This window comes from Amycolatopsis sp. NPDC049159, from assembly GCF_040648295.1.
Lineage (GTDB): Bacteria > Actinomycetota > Actinomycetes > Mycobacteriales > Pseudonocardiaceae > Amycolatopsis > Amycolatopsis pretoriensis_A.
The window spans coordinates 1-26,871 of record NZ_JBEZDL010000020.1 but is presented as its reverse complement, the minus strand read 5'-3'; the positions used below and the strand labels follow the sequence as shown (position 1 = coordinate 26,871).

At 72.4% G+C, this 26,871-nt stretch carries 22 protein-coding genes; 13 read left to right on the top strand and 9 right to left on the bottom strand.

Going from position 1 to position 26,871, the window contains the following annotated elements:
• Positions 1-4: 4 nt before the first annotated feature.
• Positions 5-637: a hypothetical protein gene (locus AB0B33_RS32650; RefSeq protein WP_360778798.1), complete on the bottom strand. Its 633-nt coding sequence runs from the start codon at positions 635-637 to the stop codon at positions 5-7.
• 110 nt (positions 638-747) lie between these two features.
• On the opposite strand from AB0B33_RS32650, the gene AB0B33_RS32645 reads away from it, so the two are divergent.
• The gene (locus tag AB0B33_RS32645; RefSeq protein ID WP_360778795.1) at positions 748-1,419 is read left to right on the top strand and encodes a response regulator transcription factor; all 672 of its coding nucleotides are present in this window, start codon (positions 748-750) and stop codon (positions 1,417-1,419) included.
• 110 nt (positions 1,420-1,529) lie between these two features.
• Here AB0B33_RS32645 and AB0B33_RS32640 read toward each other — a convergent pair whose 3' ends face one another.
• From AB0B33_RS32640 to AB0B33_RS32625, 4 genes are all read right to left on the bottom strand, one after another.
• Positions 1,530-1,703 carry a hypothetical protein gene (locus AB0B33_RS32640; RefSeq protein ID WP_360778792.1) on the bottom strand — a complete coding sequence of 58 codons (174 nt, stop codon included), beginning with the start codon at positions 1,701-1,703 and terminating at the stop codon, positions 1,530-1,532.
• 123 nt (positions 1,704-1,826) lie between these two features.
• On the bottom strand, positions 1,827-2,039 hold the full coding sequence (locus AB0B33_RS32635) for a DUF5988 family protein (protein ID WP_247014044.1): 213 nt from the start codon (positions 2,037-2,039) through the stop codon (positions 1,827-1,829).
• Positions 2,040-2,220: 181 nt separating this feature from the next.
• Complete coding sequence (locus AB0B33_RS32630) at positions 2,221-3,600, bottom strand: carboxylesterase family protein (RefSeq protein ID WP_360778789.1); 1,380 nt, start codon at positions 3,598-3,600, stop codon at positions 2,221-2,223.
• Positions 3,597-4,979 (bottom strand): FAD-linked oxidase C-terminal domain-containing protein, encoded by a 1,383-nt coding sequence (locus tag AB0B33_RS32625; protein WP_360778786.1) that lies wholly within the window; start codon positions 4,977-4,979, stop codon positions 3,597-3,599. The genes AB0B33_RS32630 and AB0B33_RS32625 overlap by 4 nt, the downstream gene beginning before the upstream one ends.
• Before the next feature lie 139 nt (positions 4,980-5,118).
• On the opposite strand from AB0B33_RS32625, the gene AB0B33_RS32620 reads away from it, so the two are divergent.
• The 4 genes from AB0B33_RS32620 (at position 5,119) to AB0B33_RS32605 (ending at position 10,495) form a co-directional block, all read left to right on the top strand.
• Positions 5,119-7,017, top strand: a complete 1,899-nt coding sequence (locus AB0B33_RS32620; protein WP_360778783.1) for an alpha/beta fold hydrolase — start codon at positions 5,119-5,121, stop codon at positions 7,015-7,017.
• 10 nt (positions 7,018-7,027) lie between these two features.
• Positions 7,028-8,302: a galactosyltransferase-related protein gene (locus AB0B33_RS32615; protein WP_360778780.1), complete on the top strand. Its 1,275-nt coding sequence runs from the start codon at positions 7,028-7,030 to the stop codon at positions 8,300-8,302.
• Positions 8,295-9,479, top strand: a complete 1,185-nt coding sequence (locus AB0B33_RS32610) for an MFS transporter (RefSeq protein WP_360778777.1) — start codon at positions 8,295-8,297, stop codon at positions 9,477-9,479. The genes AB0B33_RS32615 and AB0B33_RS32610 overlap by 8 nt, the downstream gene beginning before the upstream one ends.
• A gap of 122 nt (positions 9,480-9,601) precedes the next feature.
• Positions 9,602-10,495, top strand: a complete 894-nt coding sequence (locus AB0B33_RS32605) for a TIGR03619 family F420-dependent LLM class oxidoreductase (protein ID WP_360778774.1) — start codon at positions 9,602-9,604, stop codon at positions 10,493-10,495.
• Here the strand turns inward: AB0B33_RS32605 and AB0B33_RS32600 are convergent.
• Positions 10,479-11,102 (bottom strand): hypothetical protein, encoded by a 624-nt coding sequence (locus AB0B33_RS32600; RefSeq protein WP_360778771.1) that lies wholly within the window; start codon positions 11,100-11,102, stop codon positions 10,479-10,481. The two genes, AB0B33_RS32605 and AB0B33_RS32600, sit on opposite strands and share 17 nt — an antisense overlap.
• A gap of 181 nt (positions 11,103-11,283) precedes the next feature.
• On the opposite strand from AB0B33_RS32600, the gene AB0B33_RS32595 reads away from it, so the two are divergent.
• On the top strand, positions 11,284-13,461 hold the full coding sequence (locus tag AB0B33_RS32595) for an RICIN domain-containing protein (protein ID WP_360778768.1): 2,178 nt from the start codon (positions 11,284-11,286) through the stop codon (positions 13,459-13,461).
• A gap of 1 nt (position 13,462) precedes the next feature.
• Here the strand turns inward: AB0B33_RS32595 and AB0B33_RS32590 are convergent, their stop codons facing one another.
• From AB0B33_RS32590 to AB0B33_RS32580, 3 genes are read right to left on the bottom strand one after another with little or no spacing between them, the layout of a single operon-like run.
• Positions 13,463-14,314: a class II fructose-bisphosphate aldolase gene (locus AB0B33_RS32590; RefSeq protein ID WP_360778765.1), complete on the bottom strand. Its 852-nt coding sequence runs from the start codon at positions 14,312-14,314 to the stop codon at positions 13,463-13,465.
• Positions 14,314-15,216: a 1-phosphofructokinase family hexose kinase gene (locus AB0B33_RS32585; protein WP_360778762.1), complete on the bottom strand. Its 903-nt coding sequence runs from the start codon at positions 15,214-15,216 to the stop codon at positions 14,314-14,316. Before AB0B33_RS32585 ends, AB0B33_RS32590 begins: the two co-directional genes overlap by 1 nt.
• Positions 15,213-16,094: a sugar isomerase gene (locus AB0B33_RS32580; RefSeq protein WP_360778759.1), complete on the bottom strand. Its 882-nt coding sequence runs from the start codon at positions 16,092-16,094 to the stop codon at positions 15,213-15,215. The genes AB0B33_RS32585 and AB0B33_RS32580 overlap by 4 nt, the downstream gene beginning before the upstream one ends.
• A gap of 273 nt (positions 16,095-16,367) precedes the next feature.
• On the opposite strand from AB0B33_RS32580, the gene AB0B33_RS32575 reads away from it, so the two are divergent.
• The 7 genes from AB0B33_RS32575 to AB0B33_RS32545 all read left to right on the top strand — a co-directional run bounded on the left by AB0B33_RS32575 (position 16,368) and on the right by AB0B33_RS32545 (position 26,781).
• Positions 16,368-17,762: an ABC transporter substrate-binding protein gene (locus tag AB0B33_RS32575; protein WP_360778756.1), complete on the top strand. Its 1,395-nt coding sequence runs from the start codon at positions 16,368-16,370 to the stop codon at positions 17,760-17,762.
• On the top strand, positions 17,762-18,718 hold the full coding sequence (locus AB0B33_RS32570; protein ID WP_360778753.1) for a sugar ABC transporter permease: 957 nt from the start codon (positions 17,762-17,764) through the stop codon (positions 18,716-18,718). Before AB0B33_RS32575 ends, AB0B33_RS32570 begins: the two co-directional genes overlap by 1 nt.
• On the top strand, positions 18,699-19,604 hold the full coding sequence (locus AB0B33_RS32565; protein ID WP_360778750.1) for a carbohydrate ABC transporter permease: 906 nt from the start codon (positions 18,699-18,701) through the stop codon (positions 19,602-19,604). The genes AB0B33_RS32570 and AB0B33_RS32565 overlap by 20 nt, the downstream gene beginning before the upstream one ends.
• Positions 19,605-19,610: 6 nt before the next feature.
• Complete coding sequence (gene ugpC / locus AB0B33_RS32560; protein ID WP_360778748.1) at positions 19,611-20,657, top strand: sn-glycerol-3-phosphate ABC transporter ATP-binding protein UgpC; 1,047 nt, start codon at positions 19,611-19,613, stop codon at positions 20,655-20,657.
• Positions 20,654-22,510 carry a DUF5107 domain-containing protein gene (locus AB0B33_RS32555; protein ID WP_360778745.1) on the top strand — a complete coding sequence of 619 codons (1,857 nt, stop codon included), beginning with the start codon at positions 20,654-20,656 and terminating at the stop codon, positions 22,508-22,510. The genes ugpC and AB0B33_RS32555 overlap by 4 nt, the downstream gene beginning before the upstream one ends.
• 79 nt (positions 22,511-22,589) lie before the next feature.
• Complete coding sequence (locus AB0B33_RS32550) at positions 22,590-23,375, top strand: DeoR/GlpR family DNA-binding transcription regulator (protein WP_086855800.1); 786 nt, start codon at positions 22,590-22,592, stop codon at positions 23,373-23,375.
• Between the two features lie 274 nt (positions 23,376-23,649).
• Positions 23,650-26,781 (top strand): TIM-barrel domain-containing protein, encoded by a 3,132-nt coding sequence (locus AB0B33_RS32545; protein WP_360778740.1) that lies wholly within the window; start codon positions 23,650-23,652, stop codon positions 26,779-26,781.
• Positions 26,782-26,871: the final 90 nt, after the last annotated feature.

Genomic DNA, 26,871 nt, shown 5'->3' with positions numbered 1-26,871 from the left:
GGGCTCAGTCGACGTACCACTCGACGCGCGCCGAGGCCGGCCCCAGTGGGCGGACCTCGGCGCACGTCCGGTGGGTCACCAGGAGCCCGACCGTCCGGCAGAAGCGGGGCACCCGCGTGGTGTCGCTCTCCGGCGCCGGCGTGAAGTTCTTGGCCGTCAGGTACCCGGCCACCACTTCCGGAGCCCGGTCGCCGGTGGCCGTCAGGACCCGCCAGCAGCCGCCCGAACCGCAGCCGATGTCCTGCGCGATCCGCAGCCCCGGTGGACCGGGCGACACGCCTTCGGCGCCGGGGGCGGCCTGCCGGCCGGTGACCAGGACCCCGCAGGTGAGGGCGAACCCGGTGAGCACCATGGCGGTGAGCCGCCCGGCGTTCCGCCGTTCGAGGGCCGCCCACGCGACCGCGGCCACGAGCGGGTACAGCCAGTACACCTCGATCGCCGCCGGGACCCACCGGCCGGTCGCGTCCAGTTCGCGGGGGAGCACGAACCACGCCAGCAGGACCACCAAGACCACGCCGGTCCACGGTGAGCGGGGCGAGTACGCCCAAACGAGGATCGGGAGCAGACCGAAGACCGCCGCGAAGGGGTCGTTCCGCGCGAAGGGGACCACGGCGATCGCCGCCGCCACGAGCGCCACGCGCCACCCATGGGTTCGCACGTGTTCACGAGTCAGCACCCCGCCATTGTCATCCACAGTGGACCCCACCCGGCCGGTGGTAGCGTTTCCGGGGCAACCGGGAGGGGACCATGGGCGAGCCGCGGCCGATCGGGGTGATCGTGGCCGATGACCAGCAGGCCGTGCGCGAAGGGCTGGCCGCGCTGCTGGACCTGCTCGACGACGTCGAGGTGACCGGGACCGCGGCGGACGGCGCGCAGGCGCTCGAACTCGTCTCGCGGCTCGAACCCGACGTCGTGCTGATGGACCTCAACATGCCCGTGCTGAGCGGGGTCGAAGCGACCCGGCGGATCACCCGGGACCACCCGGGCGTCGCCGTGGTGGTGCTGACGACGTACGCCGACGACGCGTCGATCGCCGGCGCGGTGGCCGCCGGGGCGCGCGGGTACCTGACCAAGGACGCGGGCCGCGCCGAAATCGGGGCCGCGCTGCGGGCCGTGGCCGCGGGGCAGCTGACTTTCGGTGCCGAGGTCTCGCACCGGGTCGCCGGCGCGCTGCTCGGCCCGGGCGCGCGGAAAGCCGCCCCGCGCCGGGAAAGCCCGCCGGACGGGCTCACCGCCCGCGAGGCCGAAGTGCTCGGCCTGATCACCGCCGGGCTGAGCAACGGCGAGATCGCGGCCGCGCTGTTCGTCGCCGAGACGACCGTGAAAACGCACATCAACAACGCGTTCGCCAAGATCGGCGCCCGCAACCGGATCGAGGCCATGCGCTACGCCGTGCGGCACGGCCTCGACCACGACTGAAGGTCACGATTTACCGCGCTCGTTCAGGACTGCGCCGTCGGTTACCGATCCGGCCACAGCCACGGCCGGATCGGCCCGCGACAACGGTTGCGTGACGTTGCGGCGGCGGCCTACTTTTGGCCGGATCGGTAACGAAGCGCTTTGCCGCCGGCCTCCTTCGCCCGGTCGTACCGGCCCGCTTTCTTGAGCGCGAACACGACCACGCCGAGCAGCAGGATCAACAACAGGATCCCGCCGCCGATGATGGCGAAACGGAGCAGCATGAAACCGAGTACTTCACCCATCGCGGATTCCCCTTCCCCCGGTGCCGCTCGCTGCGGCACCCGGCGAGGAGGAAGCTAACGCCGGTCACGGGTGGAAGAGGACCTCCGCGGGGTGGAGATCCGGGTGGAGACGCCGCACGCAGGTCACTCGGCGACTCTGGTGCGCCCGCACCAGGCGAACACCGGTACCGGGTCGCCCGCGGTGCCCGTCGTGAACTCGCCTTCGTGGGAGAAGTGCTCGTAGCCGGCGCCGAAGCTGACCTTCGCGACTTCGCCGATGCTGCCGACCGTCCATTCACGGTGCCGCTCGATCAGCTCGGCGGGACCACCGGAAAGCGTCACTTTGATGTTCGTCATGATTGATTCTCCGTGGGCTCGTCTACGCGGAGGAAAGCAGGAAATGTGGCCTGCGTCTCTTCGACGATGCCTGACGGTCGTTCGCCGTGTCAAGATGTCCGGCTCCTATCCGGGAAATGACCAGAACAGGGGTTGACCCGGCATTTGTAAGGGTTTCTCCGAACGGGGGATAGGGGTTGCTTCAGCCCAGGACGGCCGGGTCCGCGCCCCAGCCGGGGTCGCCGGTGGCGGCGAACCGCACCCACGCGCCGTTGACTTCGCGGGCCAGCTCCGCCGGGGCGCCGGGCCCGGTGAACGACGTCGAGGCGGCCAGGGAATCGAACACGAACGGCAGTTCCATGCCGTGGCACGCGCCGAGCTCCGGCGCCTGCCACGCGAAGTCGTACCGGAACGACCGGCCCTGGTGAGCGGCCACGAGCTCCGCGACGCCGTCGCGGAAGACCAGGTCGGTCATGGCCTCGACGAACACCTCGCCCGCCGTCCGGCCCGCCCCGAGGCCGTAGCGCCCGAGCACGCCCGCCGCGTCCGGGTGCGACGCCGACAGCATGGCCACCGCCTGCTCCTCGGTGAGCACGTCGAGCAGGCCGCTCGGGCCGAAGTACAGGCGCATCTCCTCGCGGCAGGCACCCGCGACCAGGTCGACCCCGGCGCCCGCGCCGTCCCGGATCGCCGCGCCGGGGTGAGCGGGCAGGACGTCGTCGCCGACCAGGGGCAGGAACGGGCTGAGGCCGAACCCGTGGTCCCGGCCGTCCGCGTCGCGCAGGTCGGGCGTGCCGCCGGGCTTCAGGAGCGCGTCCTGCGCTCCGAGCAGCCGCTCGGTCGGCAGCTCCCGGAACGCCGCGGCGGTCGGTTGGACGCCCAGCCCGGCCGAGACGGTCTTCGTGAGCCGGTCGAGCTCCGCGCGCCCGCGCACCAGGTTCATGTGTCCGCTTTGGACGATCGCGCGGCGGAAAAGTCCTTCGGAGAGCGGGGAACCGAGCAGGCAGGCGACGCTGATTGCGCCCGCGGACTCGCCGAAGAGCGTGACGTTGCCGGGATCGCCGCCGAACGCGGCGATGGTGTCCCGGACCCACCGCAGCGCGGCCAGCTGGTCGCGCAGGCCGAGGTTGGTCGCGCCGTCGAGCGGGAGGAAGCCGTCGATGCCGAGCCGGTACTGCACGGTGACCAGCACCGCGCCGGCGCCCGTGAACGCCGTCCCGTCGTACACGGGTGCCGAGCCGGTGCCGCCGATGAACGCGCCACCGTGCAGGAACACCAGCACCGGCAGGTTCCCGGCGCCCGGGTCCGGCGTCCAGACGTCGGCGGTCAGGTACTCCGGGCCCGGCCGCCAGCCGTCGCCGACGACGGCCGACAGGTCGAGGCCCGGGATCTCGCGGTGCCGCTGCGGGGCGGTGGGCCCGGCGGCGCGGGCGTCCCGCACGTCGTCCCAGGCCGGGGCCGGGGCGGGCGGGGCGAACCGCAGCGCGCCCTCGGGCGCGGCGGCGTACGGGATGCCGCGGAAGCGGAAACCGGTGGCGGTGGCTTCGCCGCGGACCTGACCGGCGGGCGTGCGGACGATCATGCGGGTGTCCCTTCGGGGAAGACCTTGCCGGGGTTGAGGATCCCGTGCGGGTCGAGGGCGTTCTTGATCGCGCGGTGCAGGTCCAGCACCTCCGGGCCGAGCTCGCGGGCCAGCCCGGGCCGCTTGAGCAGGCCGACGCCGTGCTCGCCGGTGACCGTGCCGCCGAGGTCGAGCGCGTCGGCGATGATGTCTTCGAACGCCGCCTGCGCGTTGGCGCGCGCGGTGTCGTCGCCGGCCGGGGTGACGAGCAGCGGGTGCAGGTTGCCGTCGCCGATGTGCGCCACGTTCGCGATGTGCACGCCGTGCCGCCGCCCCGCCGCGTCGATCCGGGCGAGCATTTCGGGCACGGCCTGGGTGGGGACGCAGACGTCCTCGGTGAGCAGCGGCCCGAGCCGTTCCAGCGCGGGGTAGGCCAGCCGGCGCGCGGCGAACAGCGCGTCCGCCTCGGCCTGGTCGGTCGACTGCGCGGCCCACGTCGCGCCGGCCTGCTCGAAGCACGCCAGGATCTCCGCGGCTTCGTGCTCGCCGAGCGCACCCGGTGCGTCGGTGCGGGCGAGGAGCACGACTTCGGCGTCGGCGCTCAAGCCCATGTTCTTCCACGCGTCCACCGCGGCCAGGCAGTGCCGGTCGACGAGCTCCAGCGCCGAAGGCAGCACACCGGCCGCGGCGATCGCGGCGGCCGCGCGCCCGGCGTCCACAGTGGACCCGAAGTAGCCGGCGACCGTGCGCTCGGCGGCGCGGGCGGGCCGCAGCCGGACGGTGACCTCGGTGACCACGCCCAGCGTGCCCTCGGAGCCGACCAGCAGCCCGGTCAGGTCGTAGCCCGCGACGCCCTTGGCGGTGCGGCGGCCGAGCCGGACGAGCTCGCCGGTGCCGGTGACGACCTGCAGCCCCAGCACGTAGTCGCGGGTGACGCCGTACTTGACGCAGCAGACGCCACCGGCGTTGGTGGCGACGTTCCCGCCGATCGTCGACCACGGCGAGCTGGCCGGGTCGGGCGGGTACCAGAGGCCGTGCTCCGCGCACGCGGCCCGCAGGTCGTCGTTGACGACCCCGGGCTCGACCACGGCGTACCGCTCCGGCTCGTTGATCTCCTTGACGGCGGTGAGCCGGTCGGTGACCAGCACGACGCAGCCGTCGACGGCGTTCGCCCCGCCGGACAGCCCGGTCCCGGCGCCGCGGGTGACGAGCGGCGTGCGGGTGCGCAGGCAAGCCCGGACCACGGCCTGGACCTCCTCGGCCGTGTGCGGCCGGACGACCACGGCGGGGTGCGCGTACGGCGCCCATTCGGCCTCGTCGTGGGCGAAGCTCCGCACGACGTCGGGGTCGCGGACCAGCCGGTCGTCGGGCAGCGCGGCGGTCAGATCGTCGATCAGCACCTCCGGAACCTATCCGACACACCCCGCGGGACGTGCGTTTCGCACGGGCAATCGAGGAGACGTTCCCCTTGACGAAGAGCTGCCACCCTGATCCGCAGCTTCCTCTCCGAGTGGTGAAATTCCCGACTGGGGTGGTGAAATGAAACTGCTAGCCCTGCTCCACAGCCCCGCGGCCAGTGGTGGTGACACGACGACGCGGCGGATCGCCGGGCACCTGTCCGCCGGCGGGCACGCGGTCCGGCTCGAGCCCCACGAGGCCGCCGTGTCCGCGGTGGCCGAGGACGGCGACGTGCTCGCGATGGTCGGCACGCACGCCCTGCTGAGCGGCAGCACGTTCCTCGAGATCGGCCTCCCGTACGTGCTCGTCCTGGGCGGCACGGACCTCAACGAGTACGCGCTGGAACCGGTGTTCCACCAGGTGATGACCCAGGCGGTCGAGCGCGCCGCCGGCCTGGTCGCGTTCAACGACGACTTCGTCCGGCGCAGCCGCGAGCTGTGGCCGCAGGTCGCCGACAAGGTGCGGTGCATCCCGCAGGGTGTCGAGACCACGCCGTCGGACTACTCGCTGCGCCGCGCGCTCGGCGTCGGCGCCGACGCGAAGCTGCTGCTCCTGCCCGCGGGGCTGCGGCCGGTCAAGGACCCGCTGTTCGCGATCGACTGCGTCAAGCAGCTGCACGAAGAGGACGAGCGCGTCCGGCTCGTCATCGCCGGCGTCTCCTACGACGAGGACTACGAGGCCATGGTGCGGCGGCGCTGCGGGGACAGCCCGGCGGTGCGGTACGTCGGCGCGCTGGACCGCGACGACCTGCACGCCGCCATGCGCGAGGCGACCGCGGTGCTCAACACCTCGACGTCGGAGTGCAGCCCGAACGCGCTGCTCGAGGCGATGGACGTCGGCTGCCCGGTCGTCGTGCGGGACATCCCCGGCAACACGTGCCTGGTCGAGCACGACGCCACCGGCCTGGTGTTCGCCGACCGCGACGGCCTGCGCACCCAGGTGCGGCGGCTGCTCGACGACGACGTGCTGGCCCGGCGGCTGCGGCGCAACGGCCGGGAGCACGTCCGGCGCACCCACGGCATGCCCGCCGAGCGGGCGGCGTACGCCGCGGTGTTCCGCGACCTGCTCGACGACCTGCCGCTCGTGGTGGACGTGCCGGGGCGCGACCGGGTCGTGCGCGCCAACGGCGTCGACCTCTGCGTGCAGACCTTCGGTGACCCGGCGGACCCGGCGATCCTGCTGGTGGCCGGGTCGGGCGCGTCGATGCTGGCGTGGGACGCCGGGTTCTGCGAACTGCTCGCCGCCGGGTCCCGGTACGTCATCCGCTACGACCACCGCGACACCGGCCGGTCGGTGCACCACCCGCCCGGCGAGCCGCCCTACGAGCTGCGTGACCTGGCCGCGGACGCGCTCGGCGTGCTCGACGCGCTCGGCGTCGAGCGCGCGCACGTCGTCGGGATTTCGCTCGGCGGGATGATCGCGCAGGTCGCGGCGCTGGCCGAGCCGGCGCGGATCGCGTCGCTGACGCTGGTGGCCACCAGCCCCGGCGAGGGTGCGGACGGCCCCGACCTGCCGCCGCCGGCGCTGCGCGTGCTGACCGCGCTGGCCGACGTCGAGCCGCCGGACTGGACCGACCGCGACTCGGTCGTCGAACACCTGGTGGCCGGAGCGAGGCTCCTCGCCGGGCGGGACTTCGACGAGCACGCGCACCGGCGGGTGGCGGCCCGGGTGTTCGCCCGCGCCGGCGGCACGCTCGAGTCCGCGGGCAACCACGCCTACCTCGACCACGGCGCGCCGTGGCGGCCCCGGCTCGGCCGGATCACCGCGCCGACGCTGGTGGTCCACGGCGCCGACGACCCGATCCACCCCGTCGCCCACGCGCACGCGCTGGCGGCGGCGATCCCCGGCGCGGCACTGCGGATCCTCGACCGCGCCGGCCACGAACTGTCCGAAGTGGACTGGCCGGAGCTGGTCCCGGCCCTCGTCCGCCACACCTCCGGCTCCGAAGGGCGGCTTCCCCGTGCAACCACACCCCTGTGACTGCAGCCCGATGTGCGAGCTGCGGGCGGCGAACCCGATGCGGATCGAGCCGACGCGCCCGGGGCGTGACGGCACGTTCGCGGCGGTCTCGCCCTACCGGCGGGCCGAGCCGGCGACCGGCGACCTCGCCGCGCGCGTGACGAGCTACGTCGTCCTGACGCTCGACCCGGCGGTGCCCGACGTGGCCGCGGACTACTGGATGCACAGCGAACGCTTCTACCGCGCGGTGGCCGACCCGATCGGCACCCGGCTGGGGAGCGACCTCGCCTACCGGCGGCTGGTCGCGCACCCGACGGACGCCGATGCCGAGCGCGCCCTGGCCGCGCGGGTGGCGGAACTGTTCGAGGAAGACCCGGCCCTGGCGGGGGAACTGGCCGCCCGGGCCGACGTCGCCGACGACAACGTCTACATCAACTACTTCCGCGGCCCGGACTACACGCTCGACGCGCGGACCGCCGACGTCGAGCGGCTGACCGGCCTCGCCGCCGGCGCGCCGAGCCGCCCGGACGGGCACGGCGACGAGGTGCTCGTCGTCGTCCCGATCTCCGACCGCGACGGCGCGGGCCGGATCCGCAACCTGATGGCGTGCCTGCTCGCCCTGCGCGACCAGACGATGCCCGCGTCGGACTACCGGGTGACCGTGGTGGAGTTCGACGAGAAGCCCCGGTGGCGCGACCGGATCGAGCCGCTGGCCGACCACTACCTGCACGTCACCGGGCACGGCCTGTTCAACAAGTCGTGGACGGTCAACGCGGGCGTCCGCCACACCCTCGGCGCCGCCCGTACGTTGTGCCTGCTCGACGCCGACATCCTGGTCGACCGCGACTTCCTGCGGCGCAACCACGCGCGCTTCGCCGAGCACGGCCACGACGCGCACCTGCCGCACACGGAAATGCTGTCGCTGGACGCGCAGGCGAGCGACCGCCTGATCGAGGACCGCTGCGCCGGGCGTTCCGCCGACGTCCCGCTCGCCGGCGCGCGCGGGCTGCTGCTGCGGGACGTGCCGGGCGCGTGCCTGTGGCTCACCCCGGAGCTGTTCACCGCGGTCGGCGGGCTCGACGAGCGCTACCGCGGCTGGGGCGGCGAGGACGAGGACATGCTCTACCGCGTCGCCACCGCGGGCACGGCGATCCAGTTCGACGACGTGTTCGTCCACCTGGCCCACCGCCGCCCGGCGATGCGGCGCGAGGACGGGGCGCCGTTCAACGCGCACGTCCCGGTCGGCACGTGGACCGGTGAGCAGGGCTACGGCGACCTCGAGCGCGGCACCGGAACCGATGACTAGCGCCGTTCTTCCCCTGCGCCGGGAACGGAGCGCCGTCGCCACGGTGTTCTTCGTCGTCGGCGTCATGCTGGGCACGTGGTTCACGCGCGTGCCGGAGCTGCGCGCGGCGCTGGACCTGGACTTCGCCGAACTCGGTGCGGTGCTGCTGTTCCAGACGGTCGGCGTGCTGATCGCGATGCAGGTGGCGGGGCACCTGTCCGCGCACCTGGACACGCGCACGGTCCTGCGCTGGACGGCGGCGCTCGTCCCGTGGTGCCCGGTGCTGGTCACGGTGACGTCGGGCCCGGTCGCCGCGGCGGCCGCGATGCTGGGGTGGGGCCTGCTGGCGGGCCTGCTCGACGTGGCGATGAACGCCCAGGGCGTCGAGCTGGAACGGGCCGGGGGCCGCCCGTTCCTGAGCGGCCTCCACGCGGTGTGGGGCGCCGGCGCGCTGGTGGGCTCGCTCGGTTCGCTGGGCGCGATCCGGGCGGGAGTGCCGCTGGGCGCGCACTTCGGCGTCGTCGCGGCCGTGTTGTGCGTGCTGGCGCTGGTGGCCGGGCGGCACGCGTTGCCGGAGACCGTGCGACGCGGACCGCGCAAGCCGGTGGGCCTGTTGTCCGGCTGGACCCGCTGGGTCCTGGTGCTGGGCGGCCTCGGCGCGGCGGCGGCGTTGTGCGAAGGCGCGGTTTCGAGCTGGTCCGGCGTGTTCTTGCGCGAGCAGCGCGGCGCGGCCGTCGAAGTGGCTTCGCTGGGGTACTTCGTGTTCGTGCTGGCCCAGACGTTCACGCGGGTGTTCGGCGACCGCGCGCACCGCATCCTCGGCCCGGTGTCGTTGCTGCGCTGGAGCATGGCGGCGACGGTGGCGGGCGTGCTGGTCGCGGTGCTTTCGCCGGACCCGTGGATCGGCCTGGCGGGCTTCGCGGTCCAGGGCTGCGGCCTGGCGGTGGTGATCCCGGTGATCTCCGGCGCGGTCGGGCATGGGGCGGGTGGGAACACGAGCCTGGCGATCGCGCGGTATTCGACGTTGCACCAGGCGGGAGTGCTGGCCGGGCCGGCGTTGTTCGGCTGGCTGGCGCAGACGTGGGGGATCAGTGCGGCGCTGGCGTTGCTGGTGGTGCCGCTGGCCGCGATCGCGGTGCTGGCAACGGCGACCCGTCCGGCGGAGCAACCGGAGGCGGTCCACCAGCGCGCGGCGTGACCCGGCCGCGCCGTCGGCCTTTCAAGATCGGGAATCCCCTGGAACTGCTTGAACACGCAACCAGATGCGAGTACTAGTGGCACCAGGACCAGTACGGTCCGTTGGCTCTTCAGGGGAGAATCATGCGTCTTGGTTTCAGCCTTCCGGTCTTCGGCAAGGCGGCGGCCACACCGGGTGGGATCGCGCGGTACGCGCGCGAAGCCGAGCGGGCCGGGGCGGCCAGCCTCTGGGTCGGTGACCGGCTGCTCTCGCCCGTCGCCCCCGTCGTGCCCTACCCGGGTTCCGACACCATGCCCGAAGAATTCCACACCGCGCAGGACCCGTTCACCGCGCTCGCGGTCGCCGCCGCGGTGACCGAGACGGCGATCCTCGGGTCCAGCACCATCAACGCCACGCAGTACCAGCCCGCCAACTTCGCGCGGCTGCTGACCAGCCTCGACGTCGCCAGCAACGGGCGCCTGCTGCCCGGGCTCGGCATCGGCTGGTCGCCGGACGAGTACGACGCCGTCGGGATCCCGATGTCCGAGCGCGGCAAGCGGCTGGACGACCTGCTCGACCTGCTCGGCAAGTGGTGGAGCCAGGACCTGGTGTCCCACACCGGCGTCGGCTACACGATCGCCGAGAGCCACGTCGACCTCAAGCCGGTCCGGAAGCCGCCGGTGCACCTCGCCGGGTTCGGGGAGAAGGCGCTGCGCCGCGTCGCCGAGCGGGCCGACGGCTGGCTGCCCGTCTGGTCGGTGCCCGAGGCGTTCCCGGCGAACGTCCTGACCGACACCCTCGCCAAGCTCCGCGCCGGTGCCGAGCAGGCCGGCCGGGACCCGGGGGCGCTCGGCGTCGCGCTGCGCGTGAACGCCGCTCCGGAGACCAAGCCGGAGCTCATCGCCGAGTCCGTCGTCAAGATCGTTTCGGTGCTCGAGCCGGACGAGGTCTTCGTCGACATCAGCTACCTGACCAGCAGCGTCGAGGAGCACCTCGACCTCACCGGCCGCCTGCTGGAGCTCACCGCGCAGGGCTGACCGACGCCGCGCGGCCCTCGTCGAAGAAGGCTTTGATCGCCGGGGCCCCGCCCAGCTCGGCGAGCGGCCGCGCGGCACCGAAGGGCGCGTTCCAGAACGCGCCTTCCCGTTTCTCGAACGGGCCGACGTACGCGTACGGCTCGGCCAGGTGACCGTCGCCCGGGGAGACGCCGTAGTCGACGTCGTCGAGCGTGCCGGCGACGTCGAAGTGCTCCGGCCACAGGATCGGCACGACCTCCGGCGCGAAGTCCCGCAAGGCGCGGTCGCCGTCGGCGAAGGCCCGCAGCACCACGGCCACGGCGGCCGGGTCCAGCGCGAGCACCTCCTCGACGCCGACGCCCGGCCCGTCGCCGTACACCCCGGCCGGCGCGCCCGCCTCGATCCCCGCCTCCGCCGCCACCTCGGTGAAGGACCGGCCGTGCAGGGCGATGCGCGTCTCCGGCGTGACGAGGTCGCCGCCCACCACCCGCAGGTCCGGCGCCACGACGGTGGCGAAGCCGCCTTCGACGACGCGCAGGTCGATCCGCCCGCCCGCCCGCCACTGCGGGCCCGCCAGCAGCAGTTCCGCCGCCCCGTGCAGGAATCGCCGGGTGCTCGGGTCGCTCATCTTTTCTCCTCCGCGGCCGTCCGGATTCCCAGTGTCCTCGAAACCCGCGGAGACCCGCCACCCGCGCAATGCGCGATCATGAACGAACTACCGCAGTATCTTGCAACATCGAACAACATCCTGCACACTGCGAACACCCGGCGCCCGGCGAGTCCACCCACGTCGAGATCGAGGAGTTCCCATGCACCCTGCCTCGTCACCAGGCTCGCGCCGCAGACGCGCCGCCGTCGCGGTCGCTGCCGCCGTGCTGGTCAGCACGGCCGCGCCCGCCGAAGCCGCTCCGCCCACCAGCGGGTACACCGTCTCGGTCCAGTCGACGGGCTCGTGGTCGACGCCGACCGACTCGCCCGCCAGTCCGTACCTCGACAAGGACGGCACCTTCTACTTCCAGCAGTCCGCGGCCCTCTACGGCGCGACGCAACCCCGCGAGTGGGAGTTCTACAGCGGGCGCGACTTCGACAGCTTCACCAAAAACGCCATCAGCGACGCCGTGAACCCCGCGGATCCGGCCGATCGCAACAACGACACCACGAAACGCTGCAACACCAGCCCGACCGGGGTGGAGTCGACGAACCCGCCGTCCGGGTCGAGCTACTCGCAGAAGAACTTCTGCGACCTCGTCGGCACCTGGGTCGACCCGGACACCGGCGACTGGTACGGCCTGGTGCACAACGAGTTCACGCCCCAGCCCTTCGGCGACGGCCTGCACTACGACGCCATCGACTACGCGGTCTCCACCGACCAGGGGAAGACCTGGAAGATCAAGGCGCACGTCCTGACCTCGCCGTACAGCACGAAACGCGGGGACACCGCCGCCTTCCCGAACCAGACCTACTACTACGGCGACGGCGACCAGCGGCTCTACGTCGACACCGCGTCCGGCTACTTCTACGTCTTCTACGGCTCGCGCGTCGTGGACAAGAACGGCGGCTGGAAGGCCTTCTACGCGCACGCCGCACGGGCGCCGATCTCGGCCAAGATGGCGCCGGGGTCGTGGCGCAAGTGGTACGGCGGGGCATGGACCGAGCCCGGTGTCGGCGGCAAGGAGAGCAACCAGGTGCCGGTCGGCCCGGACAGCGCCACCGGGTACACCCCGGCGGCGAAGGAGTACAGCCCCGCGAACACCGGCACCGCGGACCAGCAGATCGCGGCCGGCAAGATGCCCGCGACCTCGCCGTTGTTCGTCATGGACATCACCTACAACGCCTACCTCGGCCTGTACATCGGCGAGCCGCAGGCCGTCGACCAGAGCGGGAACGCGCCGCAGCAGTACTACGCCACCGACGACCTGGCCACGCAGAAGTGGTACCCGATCGGCGGCACCGGCGGCTACCACACCGCGTCGTGGTACCGGTGGTTCGTCGACGGCGTGAACAAGACCGGCTCGGCCGTCGTGGGCAAGAACTTCCGCGCGTACTGCTCCTTCGGCTGCTCCGGCGGCGCTTCCGGCGAGTACATCAACGTTTCGATCGACAACCCGGCCAGGGCGGCGGTCCCGTTCGATCCGGCCAAGACCTACCGCATCGCGACCGGGGACGGCCGGGTGCTCGCCCAGAGCGGTTCCGCGACGACGTCGGTCGCGTCCGGTGACGGTTCGGCCGCCCAGGCGTGGTCGTTCACCGGCACCGGCGACGGTGCCTACCGCATCACCAACGCCGGGAGCGGCGGCCTGCTCGGCGTCGCCGCCACGTCGTCGGCCACGCGGGCGTGGGGGACCGCGCCGACGGTGACGTCCGCTTCCGGGGTGGGACAGCAGTGGTTCGTCATCCCCGGCGCCTCGGGGACGTACCGGCTGGTCAACCGCTACAGCGGCCTGGTGCTGGGTATGTCCGCGGCCCGGCCGGCCGAGACCACGCCGGTCCGCCACTGGACGGACACCACCGGCAACCCGGTCGGCGGCGGGCGCACCGCGGCCCAGCAGACGCTGGCCGTCACGGCGGTGGGCACCGCGCCCGTCCTGACCGGCACGCACACGCTCGCGGTGGGCGGCAAGGCGCTCGACGTGCCGAGCCACAGCACCGCCAAGGGCACGCACCTGGTCACGTGGACCGCGAACGGCGGCGCCAACCAGAGCTGGACGTTCACCGCGCAGCCGGACGGCTCCTACGAACTGCGCAACGTCGAGTCCGGCCTGTGCGCGGACGTCGACGGCGGCGCCACCACGGCCGGCGCGGCGATCATCCAGTGGACCTGCACGGGCGGGGCCAACCAGCACTGGAAGGCGACCCGGCAGGCCGACGGGACCTACGTGTTCGCGGCCGTCCACAGTGGCCTGCTGCTGACCACGACGTCCACTTCGGACGGTGCCGCGGTCACCCAGCAGGCCGCCGCGGACCGCCAGCACTGGACCATCGGCTGAGTCAGGTCCGGCGAAGCGCTGACGAGCCGAGGACGCCGAGGAGGCGGCGGACCTCGGCCGTCACCGCGTCGCGGCCCGCGCCCAGGTAGCGGCGCGGGTCCACCCGCTCGGGGTGCGTGCGCCAGTCGCCCGCGGCGGCCGCGGTGAAGACCTTGTTGAGCTGGGTCGCGATGTTGACCTTCGTCATCCCCGCCCGGACCGCTTCGGCCAGGCCGTCGTCGGACACGCCGGACGAGCCGTGCAGGACCAGCGGCACCGGGACCCGCGACCGCAGCCGCGCGATGAGGCCGAAGTCCAGCGCGGCATCGCGGGTGAGCATCGCGTGCGAGCTGCCGACCGCGACCGCCAGCGCGTCGACGCCGGTCGCCGCGGCGAACTCCGCCGCCTCGGCCGGGTCGGTGCGCGCGCCCGGGGCGTGCACGCCGTCCTTGCCGCCGACCTCGCCGAGCTCGGCTTCCACCCAGACGCCGTGGTCGTGGCAGAACCCGACGACTTCCCGCGTCTCGCGCACGTTGTCCGCGTAGTCCAGTTTGGACGCGTCGAACATGACCGAGCCGAACCCGAGCCCGACGGCTTCCCGCACCAGGTCACGGGATTCGGCGTGGTCGAGGTGCACGGCCACGCGCGCCTCGGCCACCCGGGCCGTGGCCAGCGCGGCGCCGCCGATCGGCGCCAGCGCGCCGTGGTAGCGCACGGCGTTCTGGCTGAGCTGCACGATCACCGGCGCGCCGGCCAGCGCCGCGCCTTCGGTGATCGCGGTGAGGTGTTCGAGCTGGATCGCGTTGAACGCGCCGCAGCCCCGCCGGGCGGCCGCGGCCTCCGCGACGATCTCGCCGGTGCGCACCAGCGGCATCAGGACTCCTGTTCCGGCCGGACGCGCACGGCGGCCAGCTCACGGTGGTAGTGCGCGAGGTCGACGTCGCCGGCGAGCGGCCCGAGCACCGCCGCACCGGAGAGGGCGACGGCCCGCCGCAGGATCTCCGGCCACGGCTCGCGCCGGCTGAGCCCGAGCGCGAGGGCCGCGACGACGGCGTCCCCCGCGCCGGTGGCGTTGCCGGTGAGCGCGCCGGATGGCGTCGCGCGCCAGGTGCCCGCGGGCGTGACGGCGAGGAGCCCGTCGGCGCCGAGGGAGACGACGACGGAACCTGCCCCGGCCCGCATCAGCTCGCGGGCCGCTTGCCCGAGGTCGTCGAGCCCGGTGGCCTCGCGCAGTTCTCCGGCGTTCGGCTTGACGACGGCGGGCCGCCCGGCCAGCCCCGCCAGCAGGGCCGGCCCGGAGGTGTCCAAAACGGACTGACGGCCGGCGATCAGCCGCGCGTAGCCGTCGGGTGGCGCCCCGGGCGGCAGGCTGCCGGAGCAGACCAGCACCTCGGGTTCACGACGGCGGACGCGCTCGGCGAGCAGCGCCCACTCCGGCGCCGTCACCGCCGGGCCCGGCTCGTTGAAGAGCGTGACCGAACCGTCCACAGCGGACAGCACGGTGGTCGTCCGGCGGGTTTCGCCGCCGATCGGGACCAGCTCAGCGGCCAGCCCGGCCGCGCCGAGCTCCGCCGCCAGCTCGGAGCCGGTGGCCCCGCCCGCCGTGGCGATCGCGTGCACGTCGACGCCGAGCGCGTGCAGCACGCGGGCGACGTTGACGCCCTTGCCACCGGCCCGGTGCCGGACGTCGCGCGCCCGGTGCACGGCGTCGGGCACCAGGCCGTCCACCGTGTAGGTGACGTCGAGCGCGGCGTTCGGCGTCACGGTGACGATCACGTGAGCACGACGGACCGCGTCAAGCTGCGCGGGTTGTCGGGGTCGAGGCCCTTACGCCGGGCGATCGCCCCGGCCACGAGCTGGGCGCGGACCAGGTCGGCGAGCGGGTCGAGCCCGCTCTCGACGAACGTGCCGCCGGCTTGGCGGACGTCGTCGGCGAGCCCGTCCGGCGCGGAGCCGAACATCCAGGTCACCCGGCCCGGCTCGCTGATGCTGATCGGGCCGTGCCGGTAGTCCCACGCCGGGTACGACTCCGTCCACAGCAGGCACGCCTCGCGGAACTTGAGCGCGGCCTCGTTCGCGATGCCGATCGACCAGCCGGTGCCGAGGAAGCTGAACTGCTCCGCGCCGGTCAGCTCGTCCGGCAACGGCTCGGCCAGCACCCGCTCGGCCTGCGCGACGACGCCGGTCAGGTCCTCGCCGAGGTGCGCCCGCAGCACGGCCAGCGCTGTCGTGGCGAACCGCGTCTGCACGACCGAGCGTTCGTCCACCGAGGACAGGTCGACGACGGCGTCGGCGGTGCCGGCGACCTCGCCCGGCACGCCGGTGATCACCGTGGTCTTCGTCCGGCCGCGCAGCTTCGCGAGCAGCGTGTGCACTTCGGTCGTGGTGCCCGAGCGGGTCAGCGCGAGCACGTGGTCGTAGGCGCGGCCGACCGGGAACTCGGACGCGGCGAACGCGTCGGTCTCGCCGAGCCCGGCGGCTTCGCGCAAGACGGCGTAGGCCTGGCCGACGAACCACGAGGTCCCGCAGCCGACGATCGCCACCCGGGCGCCCGCCGAGGGCAGCCGGCCGTCGTTCGCCGCGGCCAGCGCTCCCGCTTCCCGCCAGCAGCCGGGCTGGCTGGCGATCTCCGCAGCCATGAAGGTCCCGCTCATGAACTCCCCATCCGTGCCGGTTGTGCGCAACACCCAACACGTTAGATGCAAGTTTGTGCAACGTCAACGCGGCAATCGATCACTTGCACGCAGTGGATGCGTCGAGGTGCGAGCACGTCCCGAAGTGTGGTTACGTGCCTGATCACCCGAGTACCTCGGACTTTGGCCGGAGCGCTGCTTGGGGGTCTCGGTGTTGACAAGTGCTCGAAAGCTGTTAAAACTGCGCAGCAACGCGCAGAAGGCGTGTTCCTCATCGATGTGGGCGGTGGCGATATGCGGCGGAGCAAGCTCATGGCGTTGACGGCGGGGGTGTCCCTCCTGCTGGCCGGGTGCGGCGGGGGTGCGGACACCGGCGGTGGGACCGGCGAGAACGCCCTGCCCGGGGTCGACCAGTACCTGAACGCGCCCTGCCCGGAGGCCGCGGTCAAGCCGGCCACGGACAAGGAGTTCACCTACTGGGCCATGTGGACCGCCGACGAGCCGCAGGGGAAGGTGCTGCAGAAGGCGTTCAAGTGCTTCCAGGAGAAGACCGGCGTCAAGGTCGACGTCCAGTGGCTGGGGCGCAAGGCCTACACGCAGAACCTGGTGCCCGCGCTGAACACCGACGCGGTCCCGGACCTGTTCGACCAGGACGTCAGCAAGGTCGGCGCGGCCATCATGACCCCGGGTGGCACGCAGGGCCTCGACGACGTCTTCGCGATGAAGGTCGGCGAGGGCGACAAGACGGTCCGGGACGTGCTCTCGAAGAGCTCCTACGACTTCCCGCAGAACAAGGACAAGACCGGCCAGAACTTCATGGTCCCCTACACCGTGCAGTCCAGTGCCTGGTGGTTCAACAAGGACTCCGCCGGTGACGTCCGGCAGCCGAAGACGATGGACGACCTGGTCGCGCTGTTCGACAAGGCGAAGGCCGACGGCAAGGCGGCGATCAGCCAGGACGGCGACATCCCGTTCTACAACATGTACTTCTTCACCCAGCTCGCCGAGCGGTACGTCGGCGCGGGCGGGCTGAACAAGGCCGCCACCGACAAGACCGGCCAGGCGTGGAAGACCGAGCCGGGCTTCCTCAAGGCCGCCACCGAAACCGCGAAGCTCCCCAAGTACTTCATCGACGGCTGGGACGCGGCGAAGTTCCCGCAGGTGCAGCAGCGCTGGGCCGACGGCGACTCGCGCTACCTCTACGTCGGCACCTGGGCGCCGAGCGAGACCCGCGAGTACCTGGACAAGCAGGGCGCCGGGACGACGATCAACTACGGCTCCTTCCAGTTCCCCATGCCCGCCGGCGCCACGCACGACACCGTCGAGCAGATGTCGATCGGCTTCGCCGTGACGAAGAAGGCCAAGCACGCCGAGGCCGCCAAGGCGTTCATCGCCTACTTCCTCAACAAGGACATCCTCTCCGGCATCCCGGCGGTGGCCGACAACCTCGTGCCGCGCGCCGACCTCGCCGTGCCGGACGACCTCAAGCAGGTCAAGGCCGCACTGGACGACCCGAAGAAGGAGCACGTCCTGCAGTACGACGGGATCGACGGGATCGCCGGCGGCAAGTGGCAGACCGACGTCTTCGACCCGGCCGACACCGCGCTGCTCAAGGGCGAGCTGACCCCGGAGCAGTTCGTGGACCAGCTCGCCGCCAAGGGTGCCGGCTTCTGGAAGAACCAGGGCTGATGGCCACGCTCACGACGACGACGGCGGCACGGGCTCAGGGGGCCCGTGCCGCCGGCGGCGCGCACCTGCGCCGCAAGAAACGGCTGTTCTGGCCGTTCGCCGCGCCCGCGCTGGTGCTGTACCTGGCTTTCCTGGTGCTGCCGACGCTCGGGACGGTGGTGCTGTCCTTCACGAGCTGGGCGGGCGCGGGGGACACGCCGAAGCCCAACGGCGTCACCAACTACACGCAGATGTGGGCGAGCGACTCGTTCCAGTACGCCTTCCGCAACACGCTGGTGTACGTCTTCGCCGGCGGTGTCGGCACGTTCGCGCTCGCGTTCCTGTTCACCATGGTGCTGCGGGACATGCGCGGCGGCAAGGTCGTCCGCGCCATCCTCTTCTTCCCGAACATCGTCGCGCCGGTGGCGCTCGGCATGTTCCTCGGCTTCGTGTTCAAGTACCAGCCCGGCAAGCAGGGACTGGCGAACTACGTCCTGGAGCACGTCGGCGCGGACGCGGCCAAGTTCCTGGCCCCGGCCAACGTGACCGGCGTGGTGACGGCGTCGCTGATCTGGGCCAGTTCCGGCTTCTACATCACCATCCTGATGGCCGCGGTCGACCGGATCCCGCCGTACCTCTACGAGGACGCGGAACTCGGCGGCGCGTCACCGTGGCAGAAGTTCCGCAACATCACGCTGCCGATGACGTGGGACGTAGTGGGCGTCGCCGGGGTGCTGTGGACGATCAACGCGCTGAAGATCTTCGAGCTGGTGTTCGTGCTGGCCGGGCCGGGGACGTACGCCCCGCCGAACCAGGCGTGGACGCTCGGCATCTACGTGTTCGACCGGACCTTCGGCTCGAACGGCACGCCGGACTTCGGCGCCGCCTGCGCCTGCGCGGTGGCGATGATCGCGCTGGTGTCGATCCTGGTCGTGCTGCTGAGGCGGGTGATGCGCCGTGACGCGATCCAGTTCTGACGTCGTGCGGCGGGCGCCGCGCAAACCGAAGCCGGCCCCGGGCTCGCGCCGGTTCAGCCCGTTGCGGCTGCTGGGTTCGGTGTTCGTCTGGGCGTTCACCGCGGGCAACGTCCTGGTGCTGTACTGGCTGCTCACGGCCGCGTTCAAGACGCCGGTGGAGATCTTCACCAAGCCGTTCGCGCTGCCGTACCAGTGGTTCCACGTCGGCAAGCCGTTCCGGAACTTCAGCTACGCCTGGACCAACGCGGGCTTCGGCGACGCCGTGGTGACGACGGTGGTCCTGGTCGGCCTCGCGACGGTCGCGACCGTGGCCGTCTCCGCGCCCTGCGCGTACGCGCTGACCCGGCTCGGTGTACGCGGTTCCGGGCCGATGACGAACGTCGTCGCGATCGGCATGGGCGTGCCGTTCCAGACCGTGATCATCCCGCTGTTCGTGGTGCTGAGCCGGATCCACCTGGACAACGAGTACGGGCTCTTCCTGCTGTACGTCGCTTTGTCGATCCCGTTCACGGTGTTCCTGCTGACCGGCTTCTTCCGCTCGCTGCCGGACGAGCTCGAGGAAGCGGCCTCGCTGGACGGCGCCTCGCCGGCCCGGACGTTCTTCTCGGTCATGCTGCCGCTCGCGCGCGGCGGCCTGATCACGGCGTTGACGCTCAACGCGATCGGCCTGTGGAACGAGACGCTGCTGGCCATCGTGTTCCTCAAGGACCAGGCGCACTTCACGCTGTCGCGCGCGCTGTTCACCTTCTACGGCGCGGCGAGCTACCAGTCGGAGTACGGCGGCCTGATCGCCGGCGTGGCGATCGTCGTGCTCCCGATGCTCGTGCTGTACCTCGTGCTCGCCCGCCGGATCATCACCGGCCTGACCCTCGGCGCCGGAAAGTAGGAGCAGATGGCCACCGTGAGTTTCCGGGACACGACCCGGTTCTACGCCGGAGTGGACCGCCCGGCCGTCGACGGCTTCGACCTCGACGTCGCCGACGGCGAATTCCTCGTGCTGGTCGGCCCTTCGGGCTGCGGCAAGTCGACGACGCTGCGGATGCTGGCCGGGCTGGAGGGCGTCGACGAAGGCTCCATCCACATCGGCGACCGCGACGTCACCGAGCTGGCGCCGAAGGACCGGGACATCGCGATGGTGTTCCAGAACTACGCGCTCTACCCGCACATGTCGGTCGGCGAGAACATCGGCTTCCACCTCAAGCTGGCGAAGCTGCCGAAGGCCGAGCGCGAGCGGCGGGTGACCGAGGCCGCGGCGCTGCTCGACCTGACCGAGTACCTGGACCGCAAGCCGGCCAAGCTGTCCGGCGGGCAGCGCCAGCGCGTCGCGATGGGCCGCGCGATCGTGCGCGAGCCGAGCGTGTTCCTGATGGACGAGCCACTGTCCAACCTGGACGCCAAGCTGCGGGTGCAGACGCGCACGCAGATCGCGTCGCTGCAACGGCGGCTGGGCGTCACGACGCTGTACGTCACGCACGACCAGGTCGAAGCGATGACCATGGGCGACCGGGTCGCGGTCCTGCGCGACGGCGTGCTGCAGCAGTGCGACACCCCGATCGGCCTCTTCTCACGGCCGGCCAACGTGTTCGTCGCCGGGTTCATCGGCTCGCCGTCGATGAACCTGCTGGAGACCTCGGTGGACGAGGCGACCGTGCCGCTGACCCCGGCGCAGCGCTCGGCGCTCACCGGCCCCGGGCTCGTGGCCGGGGTCCGGCCCGAGGGCTGGACGCTCGGCGAGGGCGGCTACGAAGCGGTCGTCGAGGTCGTCGAAGAACTGGGCAGCGACCAGTACCTGTACTGCCGGGCGGGGGAGCGGGTGTTCACCGTGCGGACGCCGGGCATGGCGCCGTGGCAGCGCGGCGAACCGATCACCCTGTCGCCGAAGCCGGACGCGGTCCACCTGTTCGACGCGGCCACCGGGGAAAGGCTGCCGGACGCATGACCGAGCTGCGCCGGACGTCGCTCACGCTGCCCGCGGCCGAGCTGGGGCCGGAGAACCCCCTGCCGCCGCTGGTGCAGCCGGAAGCCGTGGCCTCGGTGTCCAATGTGGACGAGATGCCCGCCGACCTGGCCGCCGGGCTGGTGTACGGGCGGCTCGGCACCGTGCTGCCGTGCCGGCTGCAGGACGGCTACTCGCGCGAACGCTCCGTCCGCGAACTGCCCGCGCTGGTGCTGGAGAACGACCACCTGCGGGCGACGGTCCTGCCGTCACTGGGCGGGCGGCTCTGGTCGCTGGTGCACAAGCCGTCCGGGCGCGAGCTGCTGTACCGCAACCCGGTGTTCCAGCCCGCGAACCTCGCGCTGCGGGACGCGTGGTTCGCCGGCGGCGTCGAGTGGAACCTCGGCAGCACCGGGCACACGACGCTGACGTGCGCGCCGATGTTCGCGGCCGCGGTCGAGGGCCCGGACGGCACGCCCGTGCTGCGGCTGTGGGAATGGGAGCGCACCCGGGACCTGCCGTACCAGCTGGACTTCTGGCTGCCCGACGACTCGGAGCAGCTACTCGTCGGCGTGCGGATCCGCAACCCGCACTCCCACGACGTGCCGGTCTACTGGTGGTCCAACACCGCCGTGCCGCAGACGCCGTCGACGCGGGTGCTCGTGCCCGCGGACCAGGCCTGGCACTACGGCTATTCGGGCCGGCTCGACCTCGTCGGCGTCCCCGGTGAGCTGACCTACCCGGCGCGGGGCGGCACGGCCGCGGACTACTTCTTCGATGTGGCTTCGGATCGCCCGTGGATCGCGGCGGTCGACGAGACCGGCGCCGGCCTCGGCCAGGCGTCCACGGCGAGGCTGCGCGGCCGGAAACTGTTCCGGTGGGGCGAATCCGCGGGCGGGCGGCACTGGCAGGAGTGGCTCGCGCCGGGCGCGGGGACGGGCTACCTGGAGATCCAGGCGGGACTGGCCCGCACGCAGCTGGAGCACCTGCGCCTGCCACCGGGCGAGGCCTGGGACTGGCTGGAGGCGTACGGGCCCGTCTCGGCGGACCCGGCCGCGGTGCACGGCGAAAACTGGCGTGCCGCCACGGACGCCGTCGCCGCGGGGCTGCCGCCGGTGGCCGTGCTCGAGGCGCGCCACCGCGCGTGGCGGGGGATCGCGGACGCCGAGCCCGGCGAACCGCTGGCCACCGGCTCGGGCTGGGGCGCGCTGGAAACCCTCCGCATGGTGGCCTGCCTGCCCGGTACACCGTTCCCGAAGGACACGCTGGGGCCGGAGCAGCAGCCGTGGCTGGACCTCCTGGACGGCGAGACGCCGCCGGGCGATCCGCGCGTCCCGCCGCCGTCGACGCTGGTCAACCGGTACTGGGCCGAGCTGCTGGAGTACACGACGGACACCTGGCTGACGTGGTACCACCGCGGCGTGGCCCGCTGGGCGGCCGGCGACCGGGAAGCGGCCCAGGAGGCGTGGCGTGCGTCGGTGGCAGCCGCGGAGAACGCCTGGGCGTTGCGCAACCTCGCCGTCGCCGCCACCGATCCCGAGGAATCGGCGCGGTTGTTCCGGCGTGCCCTGGCGCTGGCACCGGACGTGCGGCCGCTGCTGGTCGAGGCGTTGTCGGCGCAGCTGGCGGCCGGGCACGCCCCGGTTTCCCTGCTGCCCGGGCGACCCGAAGGCAGGCTCGCGTTGCTGACGGCGCACACCCGGCTCGCCGCCGGGGATCGCGCGGGCGCGAAGGCCGTGTTCGACGCGGGCTTCGAAATCCCGAACATCCGGGAAGGCGAGTTGTCCCTTTCGGACACCTGGGAAGCGCTCTCCGCGGATCCGCTGCCGTCGGCCTACGACTTCCGGATGAAGTAGCGGTGGCGGCGTGCCGGGGCGCGGCGGAAAGCGGCGATGCAGCATACTGCTCGCCGAGAGTGAACTAGGGAGTACCGCGATGGCCCGGCACGAACGCTTGAGCACCCTGCTGGACATGCTGGGGCAGCGGGAAAAGATCGACGTCGAGGACGTGGCCGCGGAGCTCGACGTCTCCGCCGCCACGATCCGCCGCGACCTCGACCACCTCGCCGAACAGCAGCTGCTCACGCGCACGCGCGGCGGCGCGGTCGCCAACGACCTCGCCTACGACCTGCCGCTGCGCTACAAGACCGCGCGGCACGTGCCGGAGAAGCAGCGGATCAGCACCGCGGCGGCCGCGTTCGCCGCGAAGGGCATGGTGGTCGGCCTGAACGGCGGCACCACGACCGCCGGGGTGGCGCGGGCACTGGCGATCCGCCCGGACCTCTCCGGCCGCGGCGACGCACCGGGCCTGACGGTGGTCACGAACGCGCTGAACATCGCGCACGAGCTCGCGGTGCGCCCGAACGTCAAGATCGTCGTCACCGGCGGCGTCGCGCGGCCGCAGTCGTTCGAGCTGAGCGGCCCGCTGGCCACCCGGGTCTTGAGCGAACTGACGATCGACCTGCTGTTCCTCGGCGTCGACGCGTTCGACCCGGACGCGGGCGCGTTCGCCCACCACGAGGGCGAGGCCAGCATCAACCGCCTGATGGTCGAGCGCGCCGAGCGCGTGGTCGCGGTGGCGGACGGCTCGAAGCTGGGCCGCCGGGCCTTCGCGCGCATCTGCGAGACGACGCAGGTGCACGCGCTGGTGACGGACACCGACGCCGACCCGGACGCCCTGCGCGCGTTCGAAGCCGCCGGGGTCGCGGTCCAAGCCGTCTGAGCCCGGTTCCCCGCCGAAGGGCACCTTTCCCGCGTCACACGCGAGAGTCCGGCAAAGTCGGCGCCGCGCGGTCTGCCGGCGGGCGTTGCCGTGTCGCGAATGACTCATTGGGGACCTCAGAGGTCCCCAATGAGTCATTCGCGACCTTGGCGGAGCCGCTGTCACCGGGCGAGAAGGTGCCCTTCGGCTTGTGCACCTTTCGGCGGGTGACACTGCGCGAAGCGTGCGCTATACAGAGCACATCATGCGTGTTAGTGCGCGAAAGGTGTCATTAATGAGCAGACTTGCGCAATCGCTCCCCTGTCTCGCCGCGATCGTCGCCCTCGGGCTGGCGCCCAGCGCGGCGTACGCGGACTCGCCGTCGGGCAGCCTCGGCGACCTGACCGGCATCTCCGCCGACGGCCCGGTGGTCACGCTGAAGTCGGGAGCCGCGGCGGTGCGCGTGAGCTTCCCGGCCGAGAGCGCCGTCCGGGTCTGGCTCGCCCCCGACGGGACGTTCACCGACCCGGCGGGCGACAAGATCGTCCTGCCGAAGACCACGGCCCCCGCGACACCCCAGCGCGTCGACAAGGGCGCCTACTGGGCCATTTCGACGCCCAAGGCGACCCTGCGGGCCTACAAGCACCCGCTGAAGTTCGCCCTCTACGACGGCGCCGACCGCACGCAGCGGTGGGCCGAGTCCGCGCCGCTGTCCTGGACCGGCACCACGACCACGCAGACCCTCGCGCGGACCGCGGCCGAGCAGTTCGTCGGCGGTGGTGAGCAGAACGGCCGGTTCAGCCACCGCGACCAGACCATCAAGATCTTCGCCGACGACAACTGGAACGACGGCGGCGCGCCCAACTCGCAGCCGTTCTACGCCTCGACCGCGGGTTACGGCGTGCTGCGCAACACCTTCGCTCCCGGCAGCTACTCCTTCACGTCCCCGGTCAAGACCACGCACGACGAGCGGCGCTTCGACGCCACCTACGTCGTCGGCGCCGGGCTCAAGGACGTCGTCTCCGGGTACACCGACCTCGTCGGGAAGCCGTTCCTGCCGCCGATCTACGGGCTCGAAACCGGCGACTCCGACTGCTACCTGCACAACGCGAACCGCGGCGAGCGGCACACGCTCGACGCCGTCAAGATCGCCGACGGCTACACGCAGAACGGCATGCCGAACGGCTGGATGCTGGTCAACGACGGTTACGGCTGCGGCTACGAAAACCTGCAGCAGACCGGCGAAGGCCTGCGCAAGAACACCATGCAGCTGGGCCTCTGGACCGAAAACGGCGTGCCCAACCAGGCCGAAGAGGTCAAGGCCGGCGTGCGGGTGCGCAAGCTGGACGTCGCCTGGGTCGGCCCGGGCTACCAGTTCGCGCTCGACGCCTGCGACACCGCGCACAAGGGCATCGAGGACAACAGCGACGCGCGCGGGTTCGTCTGGCAGCCGGTGAGCTGGGCCGGCGCGCAGCGCTGCGGCGTGCTGTGGAGCGGCGACCAGGCCGGCTCCTACGACTACATCAAGTGGCAGATCCCGACGTACGCGGGCGCGACGACGTCCGGCATCGCCTACAACACCGGCGACATCGACGGCATCTTCGGCGGCAGCCCGCAGACCTACGTCCGCGACCTGCAGTGGAAGACCTTCCTGCCGGCGGCGATGACGATGGACGGCTGGGCGTCGTCGGACAAGCAGCCGTGGCGCCAGGGCGAGCCCTACACCTCGATCAACCGCAAGTACCTGCTGCTGAAGGAAAGGCTGCTGCCCTACACCTACAGCTATTCCGCGCAGGCGCACCGGACCGGCGTCGGCCAGGTCCGGCCGCTGGCCCTCGAGTACCCCGACGATCCGAACGTCTGGACGGACAAGGCGAAGTACGAGTTCCTGTCCGGCACGGACTTCCTCGTCGCGCCGGTGTACGAGAAGGCCGGCGTGCGCAACGGCATCTACCTGCCGAAGGGCACCTGGGTGGACTACTGGAGCGGCAAGACCTACACCGGACCCACCACGGTGGACGGTTACGACGCCCCGCTCGACACGCTGCCGCTGTTCGTCCGCGCCGGGGCCGTCGTCCCGATGTGGGCCGAGGGCACGAAGTCGTGGCAGACCCGCGACAAGGGCGAGCTCGACCTCGACGTCTACCCGCAGGGCCAGGGGAGCTTCACGCTCACCGAGGACGACGGCGTGACCCGCGGCTACCAGCGCGGTGAGCAGGCGAAGCAGACGTTCACCGTCGACGCGCCGAAGTCCGGCCCGGGCCCGGTGAGCGTCGGGATCGGCGCGAGCACCGGCACCTACCCCGGCAAGCCGGCCGCGCGGAACTACCTGCTGACCGTCCACACGGGATCGAAGCCCGCCGTCGTCCAGGCGGGTGCTTCGGTGCTGCGGCAGTACGGGAGCAAGGCCGACCTCGACCAGGCGTCGTCCGGCTGGTGGTACGACCCGGCGGGCAAGGGTGTCGTGCGCGTCAAGACCGGGCAGCTCGGCGCGGGCGAGCGCCAGGACGTCCGCCTGTCCGGCACCAGCGCGGTCGGCGGCTTCTTCCCCGCGGACGACAACGGCTCGGTGACGCTGGCGGTGCCGCCCGTGGCCGCGCCGGGCCAGGCCGTGACCGGGACGCTCGGGTTCACCAACGGCACCCCACTGCCGGTGCGGGACGTGCGGCTTTCCGTGCAGGGCAACGGCTTCCGCGCCGACGTCCCCGCCGCGCCGAAGCTCGTCCTGCCCGGGCAGACAGTGCGGGTCCCGGTCAAGCTGACTCCGGACGCCGGTCTGAAGCCGGCGGACTACCAGGTCACGGCGACCGCGTCGTACCAGGCCAGGCTGGGTGCGCACGAGGCTGTCGACTCGGCGACCATCACCGTCCCGTTCGCGTCGTTGGCCGCGGCCTACGGGAACGTCGGCGTCACGGACGCGGCGCACGCGACGGCGGGTGACCTCGACGGCGGCGGCAGCAGCTTCCGCGCGGAGGGCCTGGCGGAAGCGGGCCTGAAACCGGGAGCGGCGTTCACGGCGGACGGCGCCACGCTGACCTGGCCGGCCGCGGCCACCGGCACCGGCCAGCCGGACAACGCCGTGGCCGCCGGCCAGACCATCGCCGTGCGCGGCACCGGGGCCGAGCTGGTGCTCGCGGGCACCGGCACGGGAACGGCGAAGGGCACGGTGTTCGTCCAGTACGCGGACGGCACCACGAGCCAGGCCGACGTCGGCGTCCCGAACTGGTGCTGCACCGACCCGGCCCAGTACGGCGCGACCACGGTGGCGACGGTCCTGGGCAAGAACACCCGCACCGGCCCGGCCTACCCGACGACGCCGTACCGGGTGTTCGCGAACTCCGTCCCGCTGACCGCGGGCAAGGAGGTGGTGGCGGTGACCCTGCCGTCGAACCCGGCCCTGCACGTGTTCGCGACCGGCATCGCGTGACCCAGGGGTCGTGAGTGTTCAGGCGGGTTCTGACCCGCCTGAACTAGCTGGCCCGGCCCCTGGCGAAACTGGTGCGCTGTCGGCGTTTCC